Source organism: Bacillus taeanensis, from assembly GCF_003318295.1.
Classification (GTDB): Bacteria; Bacillota; Bacilli; order Bacillales; family UBA6769; genus Maribacillus; species Maribacillus taeanensis.
Genome location: NZ_QOCW01000020.1, coordinates 49,488 through 75,286, shown reverse-complemented (window position 1 = coordinate 75,286; position 25,799 = coordinate 49,488). Strand labels below are relative to the sequence as shown.

Here is a 25,799-nt window from a genome sequence, read left to right as displayed (position 1 = left end):
AGCTATTGAATCATGAATGAAGGATCGGACTATGGAAGTCTGCTTACCGCTCTCCTCTTGTTTTGATTTTTAACTAGTTTTAGAGAACGATCTGAACTGTTCTTTTGTATCATATCAGGTTTTTTTCGTTCCATGTTGACAAATGAAGAAATATTAATCACAATTCCCATCGCCATCATTAATAAAAGAAGTGAGGAACCACCGTAACTAATGAAAGGTAAAGGAACACCGGTAATTGGAAGCAAACCAGTCGCTGCTCCTAAATTAACAATCGATTGAATTCCAATCATTCCACATATTCCAATAACTAAAAGACTTCCAAAAGTGTCCTTACAGCGGATTGCAATGAAAAATCCACGAAAGACAATATATGCTAAAAGACTAATCACAATTCCAATACCGAAAAATCCAAATTCTTCAGCAATGATAGCACTTATAAAATCGGTATGAGCTTCAGGAAGAAAACCAAGCTTTTGAGTACTCCCTCCTAACCCTTGGCCAATGATACCGCCATGAGCAATTGCTATATAAGAATTAATCAAATGATAGCCGGAACCCTGTGGATCTGAAAACGGATCATAGGCAGCAGTAAATCGCGACAGCTGTTCTTCAGATAAGAAGATTCCAAGAATCGTACAGGATGCCATTGCAAGTAAAAATAACAAGATAAGATGTTTCAGTCTTATCCCGGAACAAATAATCATAACTCCAGAGGTTCCCACAATAAGCATTGCTGTGCCTAAATCTGGTTGTATGGCTACAAGACAAAAAATGGTTACGATCACAACCAGAGTCGGCAGAACCCCTCTTACGAAGTCAGATAAATAACTTTGCTTTTTGGAATAAATGGCTGCCAGATAAATAATCAAGCCCAGTTTCACAAACTCAGCAGGCTGAAAACCGACACTACCAAAGGATATCCAGCTCTGAGCATTATTAGCCGTTCTACCAAACAATAAAACAGCTGTAAGTAGAAAAAGACTGAACAGCAGCATGATTTTCATTAATTTTTTATAGACTTTATAAGGCGCTAATAATGCTAGTAAAAATACAACCAATGAAACACCGAAAAAAAGCAATTGACGGGTAAAGAAATAGGAGGAGGATTCCCCATATCTAACCATTGCTGTATAGTAACTGGAACTATAAACCATTACCAAACCTATCATACATAAGCTAAGAACAGATATAATGAGAGACTTATCATAATTTCGGAGCATTTGTTTAAACATAGAGATTCCTTTCTTTGACTAAAATTAAATTAGTTAACATGATTAAAAATTCCTTAAAATTAAAGTTATTTTACTCCCCTCATTCTTCTCCATTATATTATTCTTATCATTTTATAAAAAATTGTCTGTGGCTAAAGAATCAATAATTACTCTCCTTCTCTAATTTGTTAAAATTTGTAACAATAAGTTTTCTTCGTACATGAAAGATAACACGAGGAGATCCCCATAAGGTCAATTATCCTGACTTTATGAGGATCTCCTTTATTGGCCATCTCTAGTGTTAACGGCATTTGTCAATTTGCACGAAAAAAGAGGCCTTCTATCATAGCCTCTTTACCGATTAAAAGTTCAATTTATTATAAAAGTTTATAAAAATAGCTTTATTCTAAATTACTGTGCTTGCTAAACGCTTGATTATTATCCACTTCTTTTAATGCCGCATACCGAAGACAAATCGTATCAAAAAGAATGTGAACACATTGATCAAATAGAGATCCAAGCGGCTGAATACTTTTTAATTCACCATCACGGCGATATTTCGTGGCCGCCGGAACATGGAGAATGCTTGAAGCGGCATGTGCTAATGGAGATTCTGGATTCGTTGTAACCCCAATTACAAAGCAATTTAATTCTTTTGCTTTTTCCGCAACCCAGACAACATTTTTCGTTGTGCCGGAGCCTGAAACTGCAATTAATAGATCGTCTTCTGCAATCGATGGTGTAATCGTTTCGCCGACAACGTATACATTGGCGCTAAGATGCATGAGGCGCATCGCAAATGACTTTGCCATTAATCCTGAACGGCCTTCACCGACGACAAAGATGCGTTTATTTGATTGAAATGCAGAAGTAACTGCCTCAATCTGACTCTCATTTACTTTTTTCATAACGGATTCTATTTCTGCTAAAATTGTACGGATTTCACTCATAACATTTTTTCTCCTTTTATCGTTGTAATCACTTCTTTAAATGCGCATGCTGCCGCCGCTGGATCGTCGGCTTTTGTAATGGCTGAGCCGACAATCGCAACAGAAAGACAAGCATCTTTAAAATCTTTTAATGAATCAATTGTAATGCCTCCTGCAGCAGCAAGTTCCAACGAAGAATCATTTAATAGTTTACTAGGAAGATTTAATGATTGATTTCGTTTCCCTGTTAGTTCCTGCTGATCTTTGCTAACATGAGCGCAAAAAATCGCGTCTTTGTATACGGCAAGAGCGTTTATCTGCTCGTTTGTTGTACCAAGAAGATCAATCATTACTTTCTTATTCATTTTTGAAGCAGCTTCCATGCATGTCTCAATTGAAACATGCGGCGCCACTCCCATGACCGTTGCCACATCTGCCCCGGCATGAAAGCACATTTCAAATTCATATGTGGCATTATCCATCGTTTTCATATCCGCAACAATGATTTTTTCAGGAAAAGCTTCTTTCAGCTTCTGTACGCTTTCCATGCCAAATTCTTTAATTAATGACGTACCAACTTCAATCCAGTCAATATGTTCTCTTACTACATGTGTTAACTGTATTGCTTCAGGAATTGTCATCCGATCTAATGCTAATTGAATATTCATTGTATTTTCACCTCTAATTTTCTTCCGTTCATATCCGATTTTTTCTTCTTGCTTCCGACCATCATTGTTAGGATTGATGCTAGTAATAACGACCCTGCCATAAAGATATAAGAAGCACCAAATCCGTTTGTAACACCGTTTAAATAACCAACAAAATAGGCTCCTAAAAACGACCCTAACGCTCCCATACTGTTAATTAAAGCCATTGCACCGCCCGCTACATTGCGCGGCAGCACTTCAGGAATAATCGCAAAAAACGGTCCATATGGTGCATACATCGCTCCGCCTGCAAGTACTAATAACGCAAATGAGATCCAAAAATGATTGGTCCCAATCGCATAGGAAGTATAAAAGGCAAGCGCTCCGACTAATAAAAACGGCCAAACAAATCCTTTTCGATTTGAAAGCTTATCTGAAAAATAAGACGCCGTAAGCATTAAAACGATTGCTAATACGTATGGGACAGAAGATAACCATCCTGTTTTAATCAGGCTCATGTTCGGAGCTGCTTTAATAATTGACGGAAGCCACATTACAAAGCCGTACACCCCAATGCTCCAGAAAAAATATTGGAAGCTTAGCAATACAACCGTTTTTGATTTAAATGCTTCGCGGTAGTTTTTAACCGGTTTTAATCCGGCCTGCTCTTTTCGCAGCTCTTCTTCTAATTCATTTTTTTCTTTTGTTGTTAACCAATTTGCTTCTTTCGGACGATCATTGACAAGCTTCCACCATATGAATGCCCATAAAATAGCCGGTGCCCCTTCAATAATAAACATCCATCTCCAGCCAACTGATTCCAATAAATAACCGGATACAACTGACATCCATAAAACGGTTACAGGATTACCTAAAATTAAAAACGTATTGGCACGTGAACGTTCCCTTTTTGTAAACCAGTGACTTAAAAAAACAAGCATCGCCGGCATAACAGCGCTTTCGACAACGCCAAGCATAAACCGAATCACAATTAAAGCATAAACATTTGTCGCAATTCCTGTTGCTGTCGCAAGCCCTCCCCAAAGAATTAATGCCCAAAATACCAGCTTTTTGGCGCTGTTATTTTCCGCATAATGGGCACCTGGAATTTGAAAGAAAAAATAACCAAGGAAAAATAAAGCGCCCAATAATGAAGACATTGATGCAGTAATATGAAGATCTTCTGCCATTCCAGCCGCTGCCCCAAACCCATAGTTTGCTCGATCTAAGTAAGCAAGACTATAGGTAATAAACACCACAGGAATAAGCCGCACCCAACGAGCTCCCGCTAAATGGCTTTTCATGTTAGTTCACTCCTGTTTGCATAAAAGATGTTAATCCTTCACGGTTTGGAAGACCATCACTATCTCCTGGGGTTTGAACAGCTAGTGCCCCAATTGCATTGCCGCGCAGTACCGCTTCTCGAATGGAAAGACCATCAAGCAAACCGCTCACTGTTCCTACCGCAAAGCCATCTCCAGCTCCTACTGTATCAATGACTTCTCGAACTGGAAATCCTGGGATCGTTCCTTCTTCTGCTGCTGTTTTATAGTAAGCGCCTTCTGCACCTAACTTAATGACGACAAGCTTTACGCCTTGTTCTAAGTAAAAAGCAGCGATATCGCTCGGATTTTTACAGCCTGTTAAAATTTCTCCTTCCCCTATACCAGGCAGTACCCAATCGGTTTGGAATGCAACTTCATTAATCGTCTCCACCATTTCTTCTGTCGACTCCCATAAAGCTGGTCTTAAATTCGGATCAAATGAAATCGTGCGTCCTTTTGCTTTCATTTTTAACAGTACATGTTTTGCAAAACCTCTTGTCTCACTTGATAACGCAAGCGGAATGCCGGTCATATGGAGGTAACGTGCCGATGTAAAGTAAGACACTTTACAATCGTTTACACTTAATGTGCTTGCAGCTGAACCTTTCCGAAAGTACTGCACTTCAGGATCGCCCTTTAACACTTTTGATTTCACCTGAAAACCAGTCGGATGATTCCTATCTTCTACAACATGATCAATATTAATATTCTCTAATTGAAGGGTCTTCATAATGTATTTACCAAAGGAATCTTTTCCTACTTTACTCGCCCAGCCTGTTTTAAAGCCTAATCTTGCAAGGCCAATCGCCACATTTGTTTCTGCTCCTGCTAAAGCACGTGTATAGTGCTTTACTTCATGTAATGCACCAGGCTCATCAGCAACAAACATCGCCATCGCTTCTCCAAAGGTTACAACATCTAACGTATTCATTTTTCTCCCCCATTTCTTATTAAGCGTTTTCAACTAACGCAACATATTCTTTTGTTCGTTCAGTATCAGGTATTGGAAATTCAATGGCCTTTGGAATATCGTTTGGAAAATAAAGCAAAATTTCCCGCCATGCTGCTTTCTCATCAACAGGCAGCGGCAGTGTCATTAATTTTCCGTCTTTTGACTCCACATGTTTACAATGCACATATGTTACATAACCTGCCAAAGCTTTGACAGCTTCACTTACTTCTTCGCCGCTGTACTGCCAATTGCCAATATCAAAGGTCATTTTCACAGGAACAGAGAATACTGCTGCATTTTCAAAAAAGTTAGATAACTTTTCAATACTGCCGCCATAGCTTGTTTGATCATTTTCGATCGTAAATGTTAACTCGTAATCTTCTAAACGGCAATCTGCTAAGAGCGCTTTCAATTCAGTCATATTAGAACAATCATAGCGGTAGTTTCCTAGAGAAAACTTTACAATATTCACCCCTAAATCAACCGCTTCTGAAAAAATTCCTTTTAACACTTCTTTGTTTAATTCACCGTTTTGCTTCCATACTTCCACCGGTGCAGAGTATACAGAAAACAATTCTTTTTCTTTAATCACATTCCGCAACTTTTTTAATGGAAGCTCACCTTTAGGAAATAATTCACGTCTAATTTCAATTCCCATACTGCCTGCTTGGGCGATAATCGGAACAAAATAATCCTGGCCTTTTTCTAACACCTCTTCGGCACCATACACTGACGTAGGGACGATAACAGTATTCATAATCCAACTCCTATTCATTTTTAGTTACCTATTTAAGCGAATGATGTTCATCTTCATTAGTTAATAAATCGATTTAGTAAACCGGTTTATTAAATCGTTAAGTTGATTATAAAATAGGTGAAAGCGTTTTTCAAGGGATATTTTTATTTTTTGGAATGAATCGATTATATGGAGCCTTTGTTATTTTTTTTAGAGAACCATTCTAAAAAGCCAGATCAACATTGATCCGGCTTTTTAGACTATATTTTTAACGTTTAAACTTCCGATCATTTAGAGAAAAGATAACCTTCAGAAGATTTACGAACAATTAAGCGACCTTCAAAAATATGTTCTGTTGGAGTGGTGACATTCTCTTTCATAATTTGTGCTAATAACAGCTCAGCAGCCTTTTTCCCCATTTCATATGCCGGCTGAATAATCGCTGTAATCGTTGGTTCTGATATGTGAGCAAATGAAAGATTATCAAATACAATTAAGGAGAGATCACGCGGAACTTTAATTCCTTTTTCTTTTAAAAATGCTAACACTTCTAATAACACTAAATCGTTGCCGGCTAATAAAGCAGTCGGAGATTTAGAAAGCGAAAACATTTTATCAAGCTCACTTTGAATCGCTGGAATTTCAACACTTTTTAAATAATCGGGATTAAGAGTAAGATTATGGTCGCTTAATGCCTGTTTATATCCTTCTACCCGCTCTATACGAGAGCTAATTGTTAACGGGGGGGTAATGAGCGCAATTTGCTCGTGACCTGCCTCAATAAAATGTTTGATAGCATGATAAGTCGATTCCTTATTGTTAACCGCAATCGTATCTACGTTGAGTTCTTCAATTTTGCGGTCCATAAATACGACTGGGTAATTTTCTTTGATCATACTTTCATAAAGGGCGATATTTTTACCTGTTGGAAAAATAATTAAGCCATCTACCTGCTTTGCGCGGAGCATTTCAATATATTTCTTTTCTTTTTTCGGATTATCATCTGCATTACAAACAATCGCATGAATATCATGTTCATGAAAGAAATCTTCAATCGAGCGGCTTACTTCTGTCGAAAAGCGGTGCATAATATTGGCAACAATAATGCCAATTGTTGAGGTACGTTTTTGTTTTAAACTGCGCGCAAGAAAGTTTGGCTGATAGCCAAGCTTTGCGATGGCTTCTTCAATTCGCTTTTTCGTATCATGCCCCATATATTCATAGCGTTTATTTAAATATTGTGAAACCGTGCTTTTTGATACACCTGCTTCTTTTGCCACATCTGCCATTGTTACTTTTGCCATAAGTACCTTCCTTTTTCTTAATAGTAAACGAATTTAATAAAACGGTTTATTATTATTAGTATAAGGTATAAAAACCCATAAATAAACAATTCAGCCGTCTAACAGTAATGAAAAGTTAGACGGCTAATGATACTGTACTCCTTCTACAAAGGAAGCTATTCTAAAAAGTCTGTAATCCATAATGCATATTGAGGAGCAAACGCTACTAAACAAATAACGACTAATACAACTGTTAAGTAAGGAGTAACTGCTCTAAAGCTTTTCCCAACCGAAAGCATTCCAATTGAGCTTGCGAGCAGTAAACATAATCCATACGGCGGTGTAATTAAGCCAACCGCTAAACAAATCATAATAATTAAGCCAAGATGCACAAGATCGATGCCAAGTGCCGTCGCTGTTGGAAGGATAATCGGAACGAATAAAATAATCGCCGGTACCGTATCCATAAACGTACCAATAAATAAGAAGAGTAAAATGACAGCTACTAAGAATAACCATGGATATGGAAATGATGTTTCAAAAAACTGGGCAATTAAAGATGATAAATTATAGTAACTAATTAGCTCCCCTAACGCACTTGCCGTCGCTAGTGCAAATAATGAAAGCGAACTTAGCTTTAATGTGTCCATTAATATTTCCGGAAGATCTTTAATTTTAATTGTACGGTAAACGAAAAAGCCGAGAATAAATGCATACACACAAGCAAGTACCGCTGCCTCAGTTGGTGTTACAATACCGCCGACAATACCGCCGATAATAATAATGGGCGTTAATAATGGCGGGATATTTTTAACCGCTTCCACTAAAATCGTTTTAACGCCAACTCGTTCATGAACCGGATAGTTATTTTTTTTCGCAACAAACCAAATAATAATCATCATGCCAATTCCAATCGAAAGGCCGGGAATAATGCCGCCAATAAACAATTTTCCAACCGATACACTTGCAAGACTTCCGTAAATCACCATTGGAATACTTGGCGGGATAATCATTCCCATTGTAGAAGATGCGGCTGTAACGGCAACGGCTGTTTCTTTACTGTATTTTTCTTTAATCATGCTCGGAATTAAAATTTTCCCAACACCAGCTGTATCTGCTGTTGATGATCCGGAAATACCGGCAAAAAACATCGATACAACGATATTTGCATGCGCCAGTCCCCCGCGAATATGACCAACAAGTGACGTTGAAAATTTAATCAGCTGCTGCGAGATGTTTCCTTGGTTCATTAAATTTGCAGCTAAGATAAATAACGGTACAGCAAGGAGTACAAACGAATTTAACCCTGAAAACATTTTTTGGACAACAGTCGCAAGCGGAATATCACCAATCATAAAGATACCGGCATAAGCGACAATTCCAAGCACAAACGCAATCGGTACACCTACAATAAGAAGGAATAAAAATAGTCCAACTAATAGAAGACCTGTCATGCTGATTCCCCCTTCACATAACTTTGAATATCTTCATAAAGATTGCTGATTGAATAAATAATCATTGTTGCCCCCATCACAGGCATGACGCTCCAAATGTAGCGCTGTTTTACCTGTGGAAGTGCATTTAACGACCAATCCCAAAACTGCATCGTTAACTTATAACCATCAATCATAATGACGAAGCTGAATAAAATAATAATCACTTGAATAAGAACGTTATTGATAAGCAGTTTTTTACCTGTTAACTTTTCTTTTAAAGCACCCATATTAAAATGCTTGCGGTGCTTTACCATAACAGAAGCCCCTAGAAAAACAGTCCATATAAACGAATAGGTTGCCACATCTCCTGTCCACAAAATCGACACACCCGGAATATAACGGCTTACTACACCAAGAATAACGCATACGATAAAGACAACTAAAAACAATGCCGCTAAACGAAGCTGAACATACTCCAGCAAATTAACAAATCGCTTCATTGAAACACCCTCTTATGTTTAATAATAAAAAGTTAATGAAGGTGAAGCTGACCTCCTCAACATGATGTAAAATCTGCTATATACCAAGTGAGGAGAATCACACCTTTTCCTTTTAAGATGCACCTTTTATTTTGTTTCTTTTACTTTTTCATAAAGCTCAGACATTCCTAGTTTTTCAGCTGTTTGAACACGAATTTCTTCTGTGCTTTCAACGAATGGTGTTTTTTCTACTTCATTAATTTCCACACCTTCATCAAGCAGTTTTTGTTTATATTCTTCACCAAGCTTTAAATCTGCTTCACGTTCCGCTTTTGACGCTTCGTTACCAGCTTTAATCACGGCTTCCTGCTGTTCTTTTGATAGGTTTTCAAATTTCGTGCTTGTCATAAAGAATAAACGCGTCGCTACATCATGCTCTGTTAAAGACATCTTTGGTGCCACTTCATACTGCTTGCTTAAGAAATAGTTTGTGAAATCATTTTCGGCTGCATCCACAACACCATTTTGTAATGCTTGATATAATTCATTCCAAGCAACATGTGCAGGCTGCGCTCCAAATGCACTCCACGTATCTTTTACAACCGGAGAATTTTGAACACGAACTTTTACATTTTTAAGATCGGCAGGCTTTTCAACAGGCTTTTGTCCGTAATAGTTGCGAATTCCTGCACTCCAATAGCCGAGTACTTTAAAATCGGTTTTTTCTTCAATTTTGCTTGAAACAGCTTGACCAACTTCACTATCAACCACTGTATTCCAATGATCATAGCTTGCAAACATGTACGGCATTGCGAAAAAATCTACTTCTGGTGCTGTTTGCGCCATAAATCCTGGAGACGATACAATCACATCAACAGAGCCTGTTGCCATTTTTTGTACGAGTTCATCTTCATTTCCGCCTAACTCGCCGTTTGGGTGAATTTCTACTGTTACACTGCCGTTTGTTTCTGCTTCAACCACTTCTTTAAATTTCTCCATTCCGACTTGATACGGACTTCCTTCATCTGTTACGTGGGCGGCAATAATTTTTACTGACTTTTCCGCTTCACTTCCAGTTGTTGCTGATTCTTGACTGCCGCACGCAGCCAGCATGGAAATCATTAATAAACCACAGCTTAATTTTGAGAATAGTTTTTTCATCATATAATGCCCCTTTAATATATTAATTTTTATATGATTAACATCGATTAAGTAAAAATAATTTCGCTTAAACGGTTTATTAAGCGGTTTCATTTTGGGTGATTCTTAACTACTAGTAGCCTTCTTGCAAAGTTTAATAGTTTCGCTGTCGTCGAATATCGACCTTTAAGTAAATCGGTTTAGTAAACATGTTTAGTTACTGAAAGATAAATTTTTATAAATCTATGAGACAGTATTTTTTATAAGAAAACCCTTTCTGTTAACGTTTATAAAAAGATAAACAAATTAGAAATGATTCACCCCTTTTAGGTGAGAAATGCGGTTACTTTCATTAGTGCTTTCTCGCAATCTTCGCCTAAAGCGCGTACTGTAAGCTTGTCACCATTTTGAAGTTTTAGTGTAATCAATCCAAGAAAGCTTTTTAAATTCACTTCAATAACAGATCCTTGGACAACTTTCTTCAAGTACACTTCCGCTTGACATGGCTGCAGCAGTTGGCTAAGCTCAATAATTGTTTGTGTTTCAGAAATATGAACAACAATTTCCTCTTTTACTTCTTTCATCGCTTCCCCTTTCTATAAACCGGTTTACTAAACCGGTTTATTAACTTCTTGTTTTTATTATAGGGAAGATGTAAGCGTTTTTCAAGTGTTTTTTATAAAAAAAATTACATCTTACTTCTTTTGATGAAGCGGTGAAAACAGAAGATATAAATTTTGCCCAACCTTTATTAGCAAAAGTCGGGCAAAATAGTTTTGTTTTTCATCTAAAATGTCATTGAGGGAACTCTTCACAAATTACTGTTCTTGTAAGCTGGAAACAGAAACACTTTGTTTATTATTCGGGTTGTCTAGGTCATGAATTGTAGCTGTTTCATTTTGTTGATCCACATGCTCAATGTAAATACGCTGTCCATTATAAGTTACATTAGCCATAGCTGACGAAGACGCAATTTCTTGTGCTCGTTGTGCATTCATTTCTCTTCCTCCTTTTATTTTGAATTTGCAACAATTATAATATTTGCTCTTATTCCCTTAGATATACTTATTTGATTTAAGAACCGCTGAATTTAGAGAATGTTTTTTTAAAGGATTAATTTATGAACCTCCCCCACTTACCTACGGTTGAAGTGGGGGTTTCTAATGTTTCTCAATGGCTCTTACACCTTTTAAGTGCCATCAAGCTTAACACTAGTGGAGTTGACACAGCGGCGTGCTGAAAACGCCCAACCCCTCTATACCGTTTGTCATGTTTTCCATGCATTCGGTACTTCTTTTAGACAATTTTTGATTGCGGATGCCATACATGAATGGTTTCTTTATGAAAAATATCTTCTCCTTTTAAACGTAGAAACGTTTTTTTCAAAATGTTCGCTGCTCCGTTTACATCGGCATTGATAATAATTCCTGCTTTCGAACGATACAACCCTCTTTTGATCCGTTTTCCGGAAAACGTCTTCTTTGTCTCGCATTCCCCATAAGTTGGAATCTCATCTCCATCCAAGAAGCTCGCTTTGGACGTATACGATTCTTCGGTTAAGATGACCTTGATTCCCTGTTCCTTCGCTTTGTATTGAATCATACGAATGAACAAGCTGTGCGGAATGCTTACAAACGATTGGTTGTTTCGTTTCCCCATCGTTGAACACTGCTTCCAGTCCTTATTTTTGCCGATGATGACCGTATCAATGTTCTCTTCTTGGGCATGTTTCATAATGGAAAAGCTGACTTTATGGAAAAGATCCTTCAGTTTGCGATGTCTGATTTGATGTAGTTTTTCCAACCGGTTCGATGTAAAAGGCCCTTCGTTTGGCTCCTTTCCCCGTCTTAAAATGCCAAAATAATGAGCTTTCATTTTGTTATAATACTGATTAATGGATTTGACATGCTTGCCCTTGACTAATACAGGTCCGCTTCCTGTATTCGTCACCATGGTCGCAAGGTTGTCAATTCCTAGATCAATCGCCATTAAACGGTTGATTTCTTGATATTCTTCCTTTTTCAACGGCACATCCACAACTAATTCAACGACATACTGTCCGTATTTAGGAATGACCCGAACTTGTTTCAGCTTTCCTTCTCCAGCTCCCAGTTTTCCAATGTTTAATCGTTCCTTTGTTTTAGGAAATTTTAAAAACTTCTTTTCTTTGATCACACAATCTTGATTCGTAAACACCACTTCTTTTTCCTGAGCACGGCTGTACTTGGGAATTCTCGGTCTTCCTTTGTATTTACCTGGGTTTTTCTTATACTCTTTTAAACTCGAAAAAAAAGATTTCCAGTTCTGAAAAACGGTTTTCATAATCGATTGACTTGTTTGCGTAGGAAGGGAACGATAATCGTGTTGAGCGGTCACTTTAAATAAACAATCTAAGAAGTTGTAATCCACATAAGGATGTGCTTTCGAAGGGGCTTCAAATACATGACAAGTGAATGATTTTTGTTGTTCTTTCGGTTTTGTTTTTTCTTTCTCAGTCTTTTTTACGTAAGAGGATTTCTGCACGCCATTCATGTTATCAAGATTTTCCTCAATGATTTCTAGGACTTCTTTTTGCAGCGGTTGAAGGTCTTTTTCCTGCGTCAAACCTGTATACACTTGTCGGATGTAAAAGTTTGTGGTGTTGGTCATGTTTTTAGCATTCTGGGCCATTTCTTTAAAATAAGGATACATCCGATGTCCTTTTTTAATCCAAATTTGATGCGTTTTATACTGCGTTTCTTTTCCTTTTTCCATGATTTCACCCCCTTTAAGATCATTATACCAAACATTTGTTCTCGAACGAAGATTCAGGCCTCTTTTTCTAAAAAATAAGGAGTAAGACCTATGAAGACCTGTCCATTCACCCCCTCCTTATCGTTTTCACGCTTGAAGAAGGGGTACTCTGAACATCCTTGATAGAAAGGTAAAAATAGTCTTTTCCTTCCTACTGATATACTATTTCCTTTCCTCTACTAACTGCAGCACTTCTCCATTAGGTCCTTTAAAACGCATCGTTTTCCGACCCTTCATGCCGCGCTTTATTTTACCGACTTCCAAATTCACTCCTTTTTGTTTGCAGCACTCGACTACATCTTCAATATCATCGACAACAAATGCCAAATGATTAACTAATCCGTGCTCTGAATAGTCATTTGTTTGCTCTAAATCACGAATCAGTTCAATTTCAAATCCCGGCAGTCCGGAATGCGATAAAAATACGAGCTCCTTTTTGCCGGTGTTTTGTTTCATTTCAACATTAAAATCGAATAGATTGCAGTAAAAGTTAATCGATTCTTCCATATTAGATACGATAATTCCTACGTGTTCAACTCGTTTAATCATTAAGTACTGCATCTCCTTTCCCATACCTATTCTTTCTAACTAGTTTTTTCGTTCGTTTTGCGTTCGGCAGCTGTTTATTGAATAGAGCAGAATACTTCTAAAAAAGCTTTCATGTCTACGATATCATATTCCGGCTCATCCAAGATATCTTCTTAGAACGCTTTTACCTGTGACCAACCTTATCCATACAAAAATTTCATTTAAATACAATTATTTGGATAAAAAATAAAAAAATACAATATTTACATTTTAATCCCAATCTTTTTATATTATAATAGTTTAGTATTTTTCATACACTAAATCATCAAAGGAGGTGAAAACATGTCCATTTACAGCATCGTGTTACTCTTACATATTATTGCAGCAGTGGCGGAATTAGGTGCAGCTTTTGCTTTGCCTATTCTGATGAACGCCCCGAAGACAGTATCTCAAGCAAAATTTGCGCTGGCTGTTAACGAAAAAGTTGAAAAGCCAGTAAAAATCGAAAGCATTACCCTTTTAGTTACCGGAATTATTTTAGGAATTTTATCTCCTTATTTATTCAAAAAAATTTGGTACATTGCTTCACTCGTTATTTATGTTGCGATTCAACCAATTGTCGCTGGGATTCTTCCGAAAAAAATGGCTCGTCAACGTGAACTTCTTGAAAGTCATAAAGGGGAGGATCTTCCTGAGGAATATACGAAGATTGGAAAAGAAATGGCGCCAATTAACGGGTTAGCGCACTTATCAGCCATTGTTTTAATTGTTCTGATGACATTAAAACCATTTTAAGTTTTTCTTATTCAAAAGCCCTGCCGTTCGAGCATGAATGGCGGGGCTTTTTCAGTTCCTTTCTAAAAATAAAAGCATATGAAAAACAAAGAAATTTTAAGAAAAATTAAGAAACATAGAGATAAATTTTATAATTTAGGTTATAAAGTCGATATTTCACGTTTTCTTGCCTTGAAATATTAAGAAAAATCAAAATAATTATAAGTAAAGTTAGCAATCTACTAAGTAGAGTGCTAATAAAAAATAAGCAGAAAGAGGTGATGGTTTGAGATTAAATAGCAGCTAAAATTTTAAAAAGGAGGAGATAACAAAACCACAAGTGAAATCGCCACTCTCGGTAAAGCGAAGTAAAATCAGTGCATCAAAAGGTTTTGCTGTTGGCAAAGAACGTTTCAGTAACACTGTTTAGACAAGCAGTATAGCTCTCCCTTTATCATTAATTGTGTGAATACAGCTCTTTAGAAGAAATTTCAAAAAACCAATTAAGGAGTGAGCGAAATGAAGCGAAATCGTTTTACAACGAGATTGTCGTTTAGGCCAAACAAAAATCAAAAGAAAAGAAACTCAAGAGTAAAAGTATTCAGCGGAAGTCATCATAAGCAAGCTGGAAAAAGGAACAAAGAGTTTTTTCCAACCTTTTTAAATCCATATATTTAATAATGACAGCATTACTTCTCGTGCACAAACACTTACTAGAAAACTACTCTTCCTCTTTAAATGCCAAGATTAAGAAGCAAATCCAAGAATGTTATGGATACCACCTTTTTAATGTTGGGCAGACATCACCTGCTGTGAGCAGACCTGCCCTTTTTCGTTTTATTGAGGTCTTTTAGCTGCTCTTAACACGATATTTGAACATACTTAGTCCTCGACTGCGCAAACCATATTCTTCTTTAATACGTATAACATCATTTTGTCTAATCCAAAAACCGATCTTTTATTTATGCTAGTTTTTATCTTTCATAGCTTTCATTTTTTATTAAGAAAGGCGGAATGAAAGTGCTTGAATCAACTCAACAATATTATGAACTGCTTACCGATTTATGTTTTCTCGAAGACGCTATGACAGAGCCAACGTTTACAAAAGAATATCAACGAAACACTTGGCTTGAAGAAAATAAAAGGACAGCACATGCGGAGATCGCTGTATAAAACGTAAGTGACTGACAAATGGGCAGGTATTACACCCTCTAGAACTCTACTCCCTCTCTTTCAAGATACAAAAAAGCAGAATGTTATTTTCTCACGTATTGCCGAAGAGAAAATAACATTCTTTTTTAAGCGAGGCATTCCTTCCTTATTCCCATTTAAACGTCCGGCTCGCAATGAAGAACCCGCCAACAAGCCATAAACCGAGCACCAATACTTCAAGCCAAAGCGCTGTAATTGGTGTCCCGACATTCATCGTTTCGCGCAGTGCCGTACTTAAATGGGCGATTGGCAGAATTTTTACAAACGGCTGCAAAAACTCCGGCATGTTGCTGATCGGGAAAAAGACACCGCCTAAAAAGAGCATTGGAAATGAGGCAAATCCTGCGATTGGTCCCGCGCTTTCAGGGTTTTTCGCAATCCCTGCGATAATAAACCCAATCGACATAAACGCGAGCGTTCCTAATATGACAAAACCGATTAACGAAAGCCACGAGCCGTTAACGCTCACACCAAAAATAAAGCTCGCCACAAGAAGAACGATCAGCGCTTGAAGGCCATTTAAGACAAGACGCGCTGTAATTTGCGCCGCAATGAAAGTCGATGCCTTTAGTCTTGTCCCCTGCATCCGTCGTAAAATGCCGCGCTCACGCCAAGCTGAAATTTGGCCGGCAACACCGTTCATGTTGTTACTCATAATCATCATTGCTACAATGCCGGGTACAAGAAAGTCGATGTACTCAATCTCTAAGGCCCTTACGCCTTTTGAATCGATTTCAACAATCGGATTGTAGTTCGTCATCTTTTTACTCCACGTATCAAGCGCCGCGCTTACAACGGTTAATCCAAGCTCGGACGCTGCTAAGTTCGTTTCATTGTAGTAGACAGGTATTGAGTAGGCCGGATCATTTTCGGTTCTAGCAGTGATCGTTTCTCCGTAATCCTTTGGAATTTCAAGAACGATTTCCCCTTCCCCGTTTTCTAAACGAGACAGTGCCCCTTGTAAATCATCAGACACTTCCACATTTACTGCCTCATTTTCTTGTAAAAGTGCCACCAGCTCCTCTGAAGCATCTGTCTTGTCATTGTTCACAATCGTTAAAGAAATTGATATACCACTGCCGCTTCCAACCAATGATCCGAGTGCAATCATCAGAATAAGAGGAAAAAGCAATGTGAAAAAGAGCACTTGGCGATTGCGCGCAAAGATGCGAAGCTGTGCTAATGTTAACTGTCCGTATCCTCTCATTCTCGTAAACTCCTTCCTGTCATATGTATAAACACATCTTCTAATGTCGCTGTTCTCGTTTGCAGGTCATGCAGCATAATGTTTTGCTCTGAAGTATGTTGAATTAAGTTTGTTAACGTAACTTGAAGCGAATCGGTATAAAGTACATAGCGGTTATTTTGGGTACTTACCTGCTTCACACCCTCAAGCATATGTAAAAAGTCCGCATCGACTCCTTCATCTAACGAAAAGTCAATGGCATTATCGGATTGAAGACTTTTCACGAGCGCTGTCGGTGTATCGAGTGCAATCAGCTCGCCTTGATCCATAATGCCGATCCGATCACAAAGTACATGCGCTTCATCCATATAATGCGTTGAAAGTACAATCGTTTTGCCGCGCGCTTTTAAGTTTTCAATAATGTTCCATAATGTTCGTCTTGCCTGCGGATCGAGTCCTGTTGTTGGTTCATCAAGAAAGACAATTTTCGGATCATGTATAATCGCAAGCGCAATCGCCAGCCGCTGCTTCTGCCCGCCTGACAATCCTTTAATGCGGTCCTTTTTCTTTTCCGTTAACAGCATATCCTCAATTAACTGTGGAATCGACACGTGAGTTGGATAAAAGCTCGCATACATTTTCATAATTTCTTCAACCGTTAATAATTCAAACAAAGATGTTGATTGGAGCTGAACACCGATCACTTCTTTCACTGAATTAATTTTTTTACGAATATCAAATCCAGCCAGTCTTGCCGTTCCTTCATCCGGCTTTCTTAGTCCAACAAGCATTTCAATCGTCGTCGTTTTCCCAGCGCCGTTTGGTCCTAGTAAACCAAACACTTCCCCGGCATTTACACTAAACTTTACACCGTTCACAGCTGTATGACTGCCGTATCGCTTAACTAAGCCGTCAACTTCAATCATCTTTTCTGTCATCATCATCACCCACCTCTTTCATTACATACACACCCTAATATTAACTCAAATTTCAAAAGTTTCATAATTTTTAATAGTATTCTTGATGCCTTTAAAAAAACTGCAAACGTGAAGCTGTATGAAACTTAGAATAATTAAAATTCCATCCAAATCATAAGAAATCATTTACACCTTTTTATTTTCCTTTATTTAGATAAAATAATTTCTATTGACTGAAAGAGATGATAGTATTATCATCAAAACATAATAAAAGTATTATGAAAATATAATCAAAATATAACCAAATCATTATGTAAACATAGCAGCTATGCAAGCAATGCCGGTACCGTTTCGGTTTAAATGCACTCCTATATAATTTAAAACCAAGAGAGGAGGATGAACCATTGAAGAAAAGGTCGATTTATTTTCTTGTTATCTTCGTTTTTACTTTTATTTTACTCGGGCTTGTGTCGTTTGCAGATAAAAAACCGAAAGTGGTTGTTGTTGTAAAAGATTTAAACTCAGAGTATTGGAAAATTGTCAAAGCTGGTGCTGAAAGAGGATTTCAGGATTTTGGTTTAGACGGGAGTGTGATCGCTCCTGCTAGTGGTACTGTTAAAGAACAAGCTGAAGTATTAGAAAACATTCTGAAAGAAAAGCCAGATGTTTTAATCATTTCTCCCATTTACCCACCTTCCCTCACTCCGATTTTAGATCAGTTTGTTGAACAGAACATACCTGTTCTTCTTGTAGATACGGATGCCGCTTGGGAACATAAAACGGCTTATATTGGTACAGATAACTTTGATTTAGGGAAAAAAGCTGGGGCGTTATTAGGATCGGAACTGCATCCTGGTGATAAAGTCGCGATGATTGGAAGAGACGAATGCAAGGATTGTTCATATATAAATAGTCCGATTTCAAGCTTACGGATAAAAGGAGCTAAACTTAGCTTAGAGGCAATCGGAATCAACATTGTAGCAGAAAAAACAGATTTATCCAATAATCCAATCCTTATAAAAAAAGAAATAGAAGCGATATTACAAGAACACCCTGATCTAAAAGGAATCATGGCCACAAATGATATCATGGCCCTCTATGCATTTAAAGCAATGAAAAAATATAGACTAACCATACCGATCACAGGAGCGGATGGAACAACCAAAATGGTTGAATTAATCGAAGAAGAAACGTTACCAGGTTCTGTAACACAAAATCCTTACGATATGGGATATTTAAGCTCAAATGCTGCATTGAAAGTAATGAATGGAAAAACGGTTGAGAAGAACATTGACAGCGGTGTAGATATTATCATTAAGGAAAATGCCACACAAAAATTAGAATTTTTGAAAGACTTATTGAGGTAAATCTAAAAGCCCTTGAATTCTATGAAATTCAAGGGCTTTTCCACATTCCATCATACCTGCTTTTTTACGTTTACTTCCAAAGAATTGTTTAAAGAAATCTAATAAGATAGAAAAAAAAAGTGAAATAATGAGAAAAACATCCATGATACACGCTTTTATTGGATATGTTCCCGTTTTCAGCTGGATCAATGTTCTCCTCAAACTCACCACGATCTCCAAAGCGTGTTTTTTGAATAAAGAAATATTCTTTTACAATTTCTACTTCATCTGACAATGTAGTCGGCTTATCAATATCACCTAAATTATAGCGCAGTAAAGCCGAAACCGATGAAATTAAGTCGCTTGTTCTCTCCGCACCTTCAATATAGGCTGTTTTCGAGATCGTGTTTAACGTATTGAAAAGAAAATGAGGATTAATCTGATTTTGAAGGCTTCACAGTTCCATTTCTTTTAACAACTGTGCAAGTTTTGCCTTCTCCTCTATTTCTTTTACGGACTGCTGAATGTTTTTCTTCATTTGATTGAATGTTTTAGTTAAAAATGAAAGTTCATCTTTCGTTTTTAATGACCTTCATCTGTTTTACGTCTAGGCGTTTTAAGATCACCTTTGGATTCACTTTTTTTATGAATGCAAACTCAACCAAGTCGTTTAAGTATCTCTTTTTCAATCTTTGACCATGGAAGTAATTTTTTTAGACGTGCCATCATTTTCGTTCCTTTGCCGATTGGAAAGCGAAACTGTTTCTTTTTTTTAAGAGCAATAGTTGTAATAAGACTCGCTATTTCTTCTGGGTTTCCGAAAGATTTTTTCCCTGCTTCCACCTGTTCTTCTATTTTCATCATATAGCTGAAATATGGTGAAGAACGGTTCAGCGATTGCTCTGCTACCTTTTTTCCTGTTGTCCAAATGTTCGTTTTATATGAACCTGGCTCAATTACATACACATCAATACCAAATGGCTTTAATTCAAGCCTTAAACTTTCACTAAAGCCTTCGAGTGCAAATTTAGAAGATACGTAAGGCGATAATCCCGGAAATCCTATTAATCCACTAATGCTGCTCATGTTGATAATTGTACCGTTTTTCTGTTTTCGCATGATCGGAATAACTTTTTGTGTGACAGCAATAAGACCAAAGAAATTGGTTTCAAATTGTTCACGATATTGTTCGATTGGTATTTCTTCAACAAATCCAGCACCTGCATAGCCTGCATTATTCAGCAAAACATCCACCTGCCCTAACTCATCTAAAAAGAGGCCAAATTGATGGATGGATGTCTCTGAACACACATCGAGCTGATGATATTGGATCTGTTTTTCTACGCCTTTTTCTTTTGCCAATGATTGCAAATGTTCTTTTTTTTGTAAATTTCTCATCGCCGCAATCACATAAAATCCGCTTTCAGCAAGTTTAATCGCACTTAACAAACCAAACCCACTTGAAGCCCCAGTTACAATCGCTATTTTGTTAAACATTTTGTTTTCTCCTTATTACGATACACTTTTTCGATTCGGTGTTTGCCGTCGACAGAACTGCTCATTTATCATCCATGAGAAGATCTTTATTTTCGGTAAATGCCGGATAAATCTGAGGATGAAGGATACTCGCTATCTTATTTAACCCAATTAATAATCGAGGGGAAGGTCTGCAAAATAATGGTTCTTCTAATATATACAGCTGCTCGTTTTGAATGGCCTTCATCTCTTCTGCGTCTTTTCGCTTTAAGATTACCTTTGGATTCACTTTTTCTTTTTGCACCCCTACCCAAATCACGCAAATTACATCGGGATTTCTTTGTTTTATTTCTTCCCAATCTGTTTGCACACTTTCTTGCGCTTTATCTTCAAATAGATTTCGTCCCCCCGCAAGTTGGCTTATTTCAGTTAACCAATTATCTCTTCCAGGTGTAAAAATCGGTTTCGCCCACCATTCCCAATAAAGAGCTGCCGGCTTTTCTACCTGCTTTGATAAAGAATGATAGTTTTCAAGGATACGATTGTATTTTTTGAATACTTGTGTTGCTTTTTCATATGTATTTGTTGCCTGTCCAACAAACAATAAACTTTCGCCAACCTCTGTTAATGTTTTCGGATTAGGCACAATCACATATGGTATGCTGCGTTTTTTTAACTCTTCGATATTTCGTTCCATTCCGGGTACAGTGAGAGAGGCTAATACTAAATCAGGCTGTAATTCTTCTACTTTATCCATATCAATGTTTAAATCCGGACCTAATCTTGGCAGAGCGTTCACATCCTCCGGCCAATCTGAAAAGTCATCGACTCCGATAAGCGACGGAATCAATCCTAAATAACCTAATAGTTCTGTATTGCTTGGACAAATCGATATTAATCTCATCTTAAAACTCCCTTCACTTGTTCACTGTTAACTCAAATTAGATCTTTGCTGCCAGCTTGATGCTCTAAACATTTTTTAATCCAATTTTCAACCATCGCTGGACAAGAAGCAAAATGAAAGTGCGTGTAGCCAGCGACTACATTTTTTATAACATAGCCTTCCTTATTTAAACCTCCCATTCCTTTCGTTTCATACGCATATGGAATATTTTCTTCAGCAGGTTGAAAAGAGGAATAATGAAATTCATGGCCTTTTGCAGTTTGATTTTCTAAAATAAAGTTGTTATTTAGGCCGCTGATCTCTCTGTAGCCAAATCCTGCTAAATGGGACTGCATCTCGATGCTGCCGGGGATCACTCCTACCATTTCATACTTCTTCTTTTCCGTTGTTTCAATGGACTTCGTTAAATACATAAACCCGCCGCATTCAGCGAGTGTTGGTAAGCCGTTTTCAACCGCCTCCTTCACCGAGCGTTTTGCTTTTAACTTGCAGCTAAGCTCATGGGCAAATTCTTCTGGAAAACCGCCGCCTATGTAAAGACCATCAACATCTTCTGGGAGCTCCTCATCAGCTAGCGGCGAGAAATAAACAAGTTCCGATCCGTTTGCTTCTAAGATTTCTAGATTTTCAGGATAATAGAAATTAAACGCTGCATCTTTGGCGACAGCAATTTTAACGAAAGGCTCCTTTTTCTTTTTAAAAAGAGAGGCGGTTTCGTTTTCGGCTAACGGCTCGGCAAGGGATATTTCAAGAAGTTTGTTGAGATCAACCGTCTCAAGCACCAAATCTCCTAATATATCAAAAAACGGAGTGAGTTCTCCTCTTTCAATCGAAGGAACTAGTCCAAGATGTCTCTCAGGCATTTCAATGTCAAGTTCTCGTTTTAAATAACCAATCACAGGCACATTACATTCCTGTTCAATTGCTTTCTTGACAAGCTGAAAATGGCCTTCGCCGCCCACCTTATTGACGATCACAGCTGCAATATTTAGACCTTCTGCAAACAGTTGAAATCCTTTTACAACCGCCGCTGCACTTCTCGCCATGCTTTCACAATTGACAACAAGTAAAACTGGACTTTTCGTAATTATACTAATTTCAGCGGTACTTCCTTCATTTGTTTCCGGGCTTTTCCCATCAAAAAAGCCCATCACCCCTTCGATTACTGAAATATCTGCTCCGCGGCTGCCATGCGTAAAAATGTCCAACACCCGATTCTTTGTAAGCATCCAGCTGTCTAAATTACGAGAAGGTCGATGCGTTACAGCAGTATGATAAGAAGGATCAATATAATCAGGACCGCATTTAAAGCCCTGCACGGTTAATCCGCGCTTTTTTAGTGCTGCCATTAATCCAATTGTCAGCGTCGTTTTCCCAACACCGCTTCCCGTACCGGCAATTACAATGCGTCGTTCTACCAAATAAATCTCCACCTTTCTGAATAGGAATACATAAAAAAACACCTTCATATGCAGAAAGCGGCCATCGCTTAAAACTATGTAACTTATAAACAGTTCATAATAGGATGTCTACTTCCATTGAATTTGATATCTAAATCGTACTCTATTTTATGAAAATTTAATATCTTTTTTATAAAAAAGCGGTCACAACGATTTTACTATATACGTTCAACTTAAAGATTCGGCATTTAAACATGGACGGGTTGATTTTGACTCATCTGTGCGAAAAAAAACGTAAAGAGGTGATCGTCACTTGTTGAAGTTAACAAGCTGACAACACCTCTTTCGTAAAAACACCGATTTACCAATACTCCCAATAATAAATCGCACTTGTTAAAATGCTGATAATGAAATAAAGCTTTGCTGCTTCAAAGATAAATACACGACTGTTTTCTTCTTCCTCTATTTGATCAACTCCAGCAGCAGAATACGTATTAGATTCGGTTTTTAACAATAAAAATGACGCAAGAAAGAAGAGGAATGCTGTAATAAAAAAGAGTTCAAAAAAACTTTTACCAATCATTCCAGCAAGACTGAACGTGACAAGTCCTTCAACAACAAGCGTTATAATCATCAGCTTTTTTTTCATCGTATCACCACTGTTTTTTTATTTATTTGGAAACTGTATTCATGTTTGCCGCCTTTACCTGCTCATCAGCATGATAAGAAGAACGAACGAGCGGTCCTGCCTCACAATGACTAAATCCTTTTGAAAGCGCAATTTCCTTTAGTTCATTAAATTCTTCCGGGCTCCAATATTTTTGTACATTTAAATGGCGTTTTGTCGGCTGTAAATATTGGCCGATTGTCATAATATCAACATTATTTGCCCTCAGATCATCCATCGTTTCAATAATTTCTTCTTTTGTTTCACCAAGACCGATCATAATACTCGATTTTGTCGGAGCAGCTGGACTCATCTCTTTAGCACGCCGTAAAAATTCAAGTGAACGCTCATATGTGGCACGTGCGCGAATTCTCGGAGTTAACCGGCGAATCGTTTCAATATTATGATTTAAAATATCCGGCTTTGCATCCATTAATGTTTTTAAGTTCTCATAATCACCGTTCATATCTGAAGGCAGCACTTCAATACTGCAAAACGGATTGCGCTTTCGTACTGCACGAACCGTTTCAGCAAAAACTTGCGCACCACCTCTCTTTAAGTCATCTCGGGCAACCGCTGTAATGACAACGTGTTTTAAATTCATTTGTTCAACAGATTCAGCTACACGTGCAGGCTCCTGCCAATCAAGTTCTGTCGGAAGTCCGGTTTTAACGGCACAAAAGCGGCAGGCACGTGTGCAAACTCCGCCTAAAATCATAAATGTAGCGGTTCTTCTTACGGCCCAGCATTCATGGATATTCGGGCATTTTGCTTCTTCGCATACCGTATGAAGCTTTTTCTCACGCATCATTTTCTTTAAGCCTATGTAATTTTCATTCGTATTTAATTTAATCTTGAGCCATTCTGGTTTGCGAAGGTGTTCTTTTGTATGAGCCATCTCTACCACTCCTATATTGTATTTACATCGATTTTTTCTCTAACGTTTCTTCTCCTTTTGCAAGTCTTTCTTCTTCACGCTTCTTTTCAAGAAAATGCTTCGTTTCGGCAACAACTACGCCTGATAAAGCTAATAAACCAATTAAATTCGGAATTGCCATTAAGCCGTTTGCAAGATCGGCTAAGTTCCAAACAACCGTTAAAGGAAGCGTTGAACCAATAAATACTGCAATTACGAATAAAATACGATAAAACTTCACCGCTCCTGTAGAGTTTTTAAATAGATAAGAAAAACATTTTTCTCCGTAATATGACCAACCAAGTACCGTTGAATAAGCAAAGAAGATAAGACCAATTGAAACAATTAATGTGCCGGGTGTACCTAAAAATAGTCCAAATGTCGCGCTCGTTAATGCCGCTCCTTCCAGACCACTCTTATATAAATCCCCCATTACAAGCGCAATTCCAGTGATGGAACAAACAAGAATTGTATCAATAAATACTTGTGTCATCGATACGAGTGCTTGTCTTCCTGGATAATCCGTTTTCGCGGCTGCAGCGGCAATTGGAGCTGAACCTAAACCTGCTTCATTTGAGAACACCCCTCTTGCTACTCCATATCGAATTACCGCACCAACTGCCCCCCCCAGCAGCTGCTTGTCCTGAAAATGCATCGCTCATAATAAGCATAATCGCCTCTGGTACAAGGGAAATATTCATAACGATAATAATAAGGCCTCCGAGTACATAAAAGGCTGCCATGAGCGGGACGAAAAGTGCAGCAACGCGCCCAATGTTTTTTACTCCTCCTAAAATAACAAGTGCTGTTAAAATGGTTAACACAGCTCCTGTAACAATTGGGGAAACATTAAATGTCTCCATAACTTCTGCAACAGAATTTGTTTGTACCATATTGCCAATACCAAATGCCGCAACAGAACCGAATACAGCAAACGAAACAGCAAGCCATTTCAAACCGAGTCCTTTTTCAATATAGTACATCGGTCCTCCCGCCATTTCACCATTCTTTGTTTCCACCCGAAACTTTACTGCTAAGATTGCTTCAGCGTATTTTGTGGCCATCCCAAATAGTGCTGTAAGCCACATCCAAAAAATAGCACCCGGACCACCAAGCACAACTGCTGTTGCAACACCAGCAATATTTCCAGTTCCGATTGTTGCCGCAAGGGCTGTCATTAATGCTTGATAATGGGATATATCGCCTTTTTCCCCCTTTGACGAACTGTCTTTCTGCTTACCAAACGCTAATTTAAGTGAATAAGGCAGCATCGAAAATTGTAAAAATGATAATCGAAATGTTAAATAAACACCTGTTCCTACTAATAAGATTAATAAAGGCGGACCCCACACAATTGAACTAATTTTTGCAATCATATCCATCAACTTTCCTCCTTATGTATTTTTAGATTGATTTGTGGACATTGTGTTGAATTCTCAAGGTGAATTTATAAGTGATGCCATCCTGAATGAAACTAATCGCTTATAAACCAAATTTCATACAGGTTAGCTTTTTAAAAAATACAACCTTATCTTTACCGCT

26 protein-coding genes and 1 pseudogene are annotated in these 25,799 nt (G+C 37.8%); 4 read left to right on the top strand and 23 right to left on the bottom strand.

Annotated features, from left to right (window positions below):
* Positions 1-29: 29 nt before the first annotated feature.
* The 14 genes from ftsW to DS031_RS16725 all read right to left on the bottom strand — a co-directional run bounded on the left by ftsW (position 30) and on the right by DS031_RS16725 (position 13,480).
* Entirely contained in the window at positions 30-1,232 is a 1,203-nt protein-coding gene (gene ftsW / locus DS031_RS16790; RefSeq protein ID WP_113807218.1) for a putative lipid II flippase FtsW, read from the bottom strand.
* Between the two features lie 380 nt (positions 1,233-1,612).
* Positions 1,613-2,161: a 6-phospho-3-hexuloisomerase gene (gene hxlB, locus DS031_RS16785; RefSeq protein ID WP_113807217.1), complete on the bottom strand. Its 549-nt coding sequence runs from the start codon at positions 2,159-2,161 to the stop codon at positions 1,613-1,615.
* On the bottom strand, positions 2,158-2,808 hold the full coding sequence (gene hxlA, locus DS031_RS16780) for a 3-hexulose-6-phosphate synthase (protein ID WP_113807216.1): 651 nt from the start codon (positions 2,806-2,808) through the stop codon (positions 2,158-2,160). Before hxlA ends, hxlB begins: the two co-directional genes overlap by 4 nt.
* The gene (locus tag DS031_RS16775; protein WP_113807215.1) at positions 2,805-4,091 is read right to left on the bottom strand and encodes an MFS transporter; all 1,287 of its coding nucleotides are present in this window, start codon (positions 4,089-4,091) and stop codon (positions 2,805-2,807) included. The genes hxlA and DS031_RS16775 overlap by 4 nt, the downstream gene beginning before the upstream one ends.
* A 1-nt stretch (position 4,092) precedes the next feature.
* A complete protein-coding gene (locus DS031_RS16770) occupies positions 4,093-5,043 on the bottom strand; it encodes a sugar kinase (protein WP_113807214.1) in 951 nt (316 codons plus the stop codon).
* 19 nt (positions 5,044-5,062) lie between these two features.
* Positions 5,063-5,821 carry a sugar phosphate isomerase/epimerase family protein gene (locus DS031_RS16765; RefSeq protein ID WP_113807213.1) on the bottom strand — a complete coding sequence of 253 codons (759 nt, stop codon included), beginning with the start codon at positions 5,819-5,821 and terminating at the stop codon, positions 5,063-5,065.
* Positions 5,822-6,087: 266 nt separating this feature from the next.
* The gene (locus DS031_RS16760; protein WP_113807212.1) at positions 6,088-7,104 is read right to left on the bottom strand and encodes a LacI family DNA-binding transcriptional regulator; all 1,017 of its coding nucleotides are present in this window, start codon (positions 7,102-7,104) and stop codon (positions 6,088-6,090) included.
* 155 nt (positions 7,105-7,259) lie between these two features.
* Positions 7,260-8,537, bottom strand: coding sequence for a TRAP transporter large permease (locus tag DS031_RS16755; RefSeq protein ID WP_113807211.1), 1,278 nt, complete (start codon positions 8,535-8,537; stop codon positions 7,260-7,262).
* Positions 8,534-9,019 carry a TRAP transporter small permease gene (locus DS031_RS16750; RefSeq protein WP_113807210.1) on the bottom strand — a complete coding sequence of 162 codons (486 nt, stop codon included), beginning with the start codon at positions 9,017-9,019 and terminating at the stop codon, positions 8,534-8,536. The genes DS031_RS16755 and DS031_RS16750 overlap by 4 nt, the downstream gene beginning before the upstream one ends.
* A gap of 126 nt (positions 9,020-9,145) precedes the next feature.
* Positions 9,146-10,159: a TRAP transporter substrate-binding protein gene (locus DS031_RS16745; RefSeq protein ID WP_181833203.1), complete on the bottom strand. Its 1,014-nt coding sequence runs from the start codon at positions 10,157-10,159 to the stop codon at positions 9,146-9,148.
* A gap of 305 nt (positions 10,160-10,464) precedes the next feature.
* Entirely contained in the window at positions 10,465-10,722 is a 258-nt protein-coding gene (locus DS031_RS16740; RefSeq protein WP_113807208.1) for an HPr family phosphocarrier protein, read from the bottom strand.
* A gap of 234 nt (positions 10,723-10,956) precedes the next feature.
* Positions 10,957-11,136: a small acid-soluble spore protein H gene (locus DS031_RS16735; RefSeq protein ID WP_113807207.1), complete on the bottom strand. Its 180-nt coding sequence runs from the start codon at positions 11,134-11,136 to the stop codon at positions 10,957-10,959.
* 298 nt (positions 11,137-11,434) lie between these two features.
* A complete protein-coding gene (locus DS031_RS16730; RefSeq protein ID WP_113807206.1) occupies positions 11,435-12,892 on the bottom strand; it encodes an RNA-guided endonuclease InsQ/TnpB family protein in 1,458 nt (485 codons plus the stop codon).
* Between the two features lie 201 nt (positions 12,893-13,093).
* Positions 13,094-13,480 carry a VOC family protein gene (locus DS031_RS16725; RefSeq protein ID WP_181833202.1) on the bottom strand — a complete coding sequence of 129 codons (387 nt, stop codon included), beginning with the start codon at positions 13,478-13,480 and terminating at the stop codon, positions 13,094-13,096.
* Positions 13,481-13,801: 321 nt separating this feature from the next.
* On the opposite strand from DS031_RS16725, the gene DS031_RS16720 reads away from it, so the two are divergent.
* From DS031_RS16720 to DS031_RS23785, 3 genes are all read left to right on the top strand, one after another.
* Positions 13,802-14,254 carry a DUF2269 family protein gene (locus DS031_RS16720; RefSeq protein WP_113807204.1) on the top strand — a complete coding sequence of 151 codons (453 nt, stop codon included), beginning with the start codon at positions 13,802-13,804 and terminating at the stop codon, positions 14,252-14,254.
* A gap of 498 nt (positions 14,255-14,752) precedes the next feature.
* Complete coding sequence (locus tag DS031_RS23790; RefSeq protein ID WP_181833201.1) at positions 14,753-14,911, top strand: hypothetical protein; 159 nt, start codon at positions 14,753-14,755, stop codon at positions 14,909-14,911.
* Positions 14,912-15,253: 342 nt separating this feature from the next.
* Complete coding sequence (locus DS031_RS23785; protein WP_181833200.1) at positions 15,254-15,406, top strand: hypothetical protein; 153 nt, start codon at positions 15,254-15,256, stop codon at positions 15,404-15,406.
* A gap of 145 nt (positions 15,407-15,551) precedes the next feature.
* Here DS031_RS23785 and DS031_RS16715 read toward each other — a convergent pair whose 3' ends face one another.
* Both DS031_RS16715 and DS031_RS16710 read right to left on the bottom strand, forming a co-directional pair.
* Complete coding sequence (locus DS031_RS16715; RefSeq protein ID WP_113807203.1) at positions 15,552-16,652, bottom strand: ABC transporter permease; 1,101 nt, start codon at positions 16,650-16,652, stop codon at positions 15,552-15,554.
* On the bottom strand, positions 16,649-17,569 hold the full coding sequence (locus tag DS031_RS16710) for an ABC transporter ATP-binding protein (RefSeq protein ID WP_181833204.1): 921 nt from the start codon (positions 17,567-17,569) through the stop codon (positions 16,649-16,651). Before DS031_RS16710 ends, DS031_RS16715 begins: the two co-directional genes overlap by 4 nt.
* Positions 17,570-17,952: 383 nt before the next feature.
* Between DS031_RS16710 and DS031_RS16705 the strand changes: the two genes are divergently transcribed.
* Positions 17,953-18,915 (top strand): sugar ABC transporter substrate-binding protein, encoded by a 963-nt coding sequence (locus DS031_RS16705; protein ID WP_113807201.1) that lies wholly within the window; start codon positions 17,953-17,955, stop codon positions 18,913-18,915.
* An 88-nt stretch (positions 18,916-19,003) separates the two neighbouring features.
* On the opposite strand, the gene DS031_RS16700 is transcribed toward DS031_RS16705, so the two are convergent.
* From DS031_RS16700 to DS031_RS16670, 7 genes and pseudogenes are all read right to left on the bottom strand, one after another.
* Positions 19,004-19,333 (bottom strand): histidine kinase, encoded by a 330-nt coding sequence (locus DS031_RS16700; protein ID WP_425451983.1) that lies wholly within the window; start codon positions 19,331-19,333, stop codon positions 19,004-19,006.
* A gap of 218 nt (positions 19,334-19,551) precedes the next feature.
* Positions 19,552-20,391: an oxidoreductase gene (locus DS031_RS16695; protein WP_113807200.1), complete on the bottom strand. Its 840-nt coding sequence runs from the start codon at positions 20,389-20,391 to the stop codon at positions 19,552-19,554.
* Between the two features lie 61 nt (positions 20,392-20,452).
* A complete protein-coding gene (locus tag DS031_RS16690; RefSeq protein WP_113807199.1) occupies positions 20,453-21,274 on the bottom strand; it encodes a cobalamin-binding protein in 822 nt (273 codons plus the stop codon).
* Positions 21,275-21,306: 32 nt separating this feature from the next.
* Positions 21,307-22,695 carry a cobyrinic acid a,c-diamide synthase CobB gene (locus DS031_RS16685; RefSeq protein WP_181833199.1) on the bottom strand — a complete coding sequence of 463 codons (1,389 nt, stop codon included), beginning with the start codon at positions 22,693-22,695 and terminating at the stop codon, positions 21,307-21,309.
* 340 nt (positions 22,696-23,035) lie between these two features.
* Positions 23,036-23,323 (bottom strand): hypothetical protein, encoded by a 288-nt coding sequence (locus DS031_RS16680; RefSeq protein ID WP_113807197.1) that lies wholly within the window; start codon positions 23,321-23,323, stop codon positions 23,036-23,038.
* Between the two features lie 22 nt (positions 23,324-23,345).
* Entirely contained in the window at positions 23,346-24,239 is an 894-nt protein-coding gene (gene lipA, locus DS031_RS16675) for a lipoyl synthase (RefSeq protein WP_113807196.1), read from the bottom strand.
* Between the two features lie 22 nt (positions 24,240-24,261).
* Positions 24,262-25,639, bottom strand: a pseudogene (locus DS031_RS16670) (alanine/glycine:cation symporter family protein).
* Positions 25,640-25,799 lie beyond the last annotated feature (160 nt).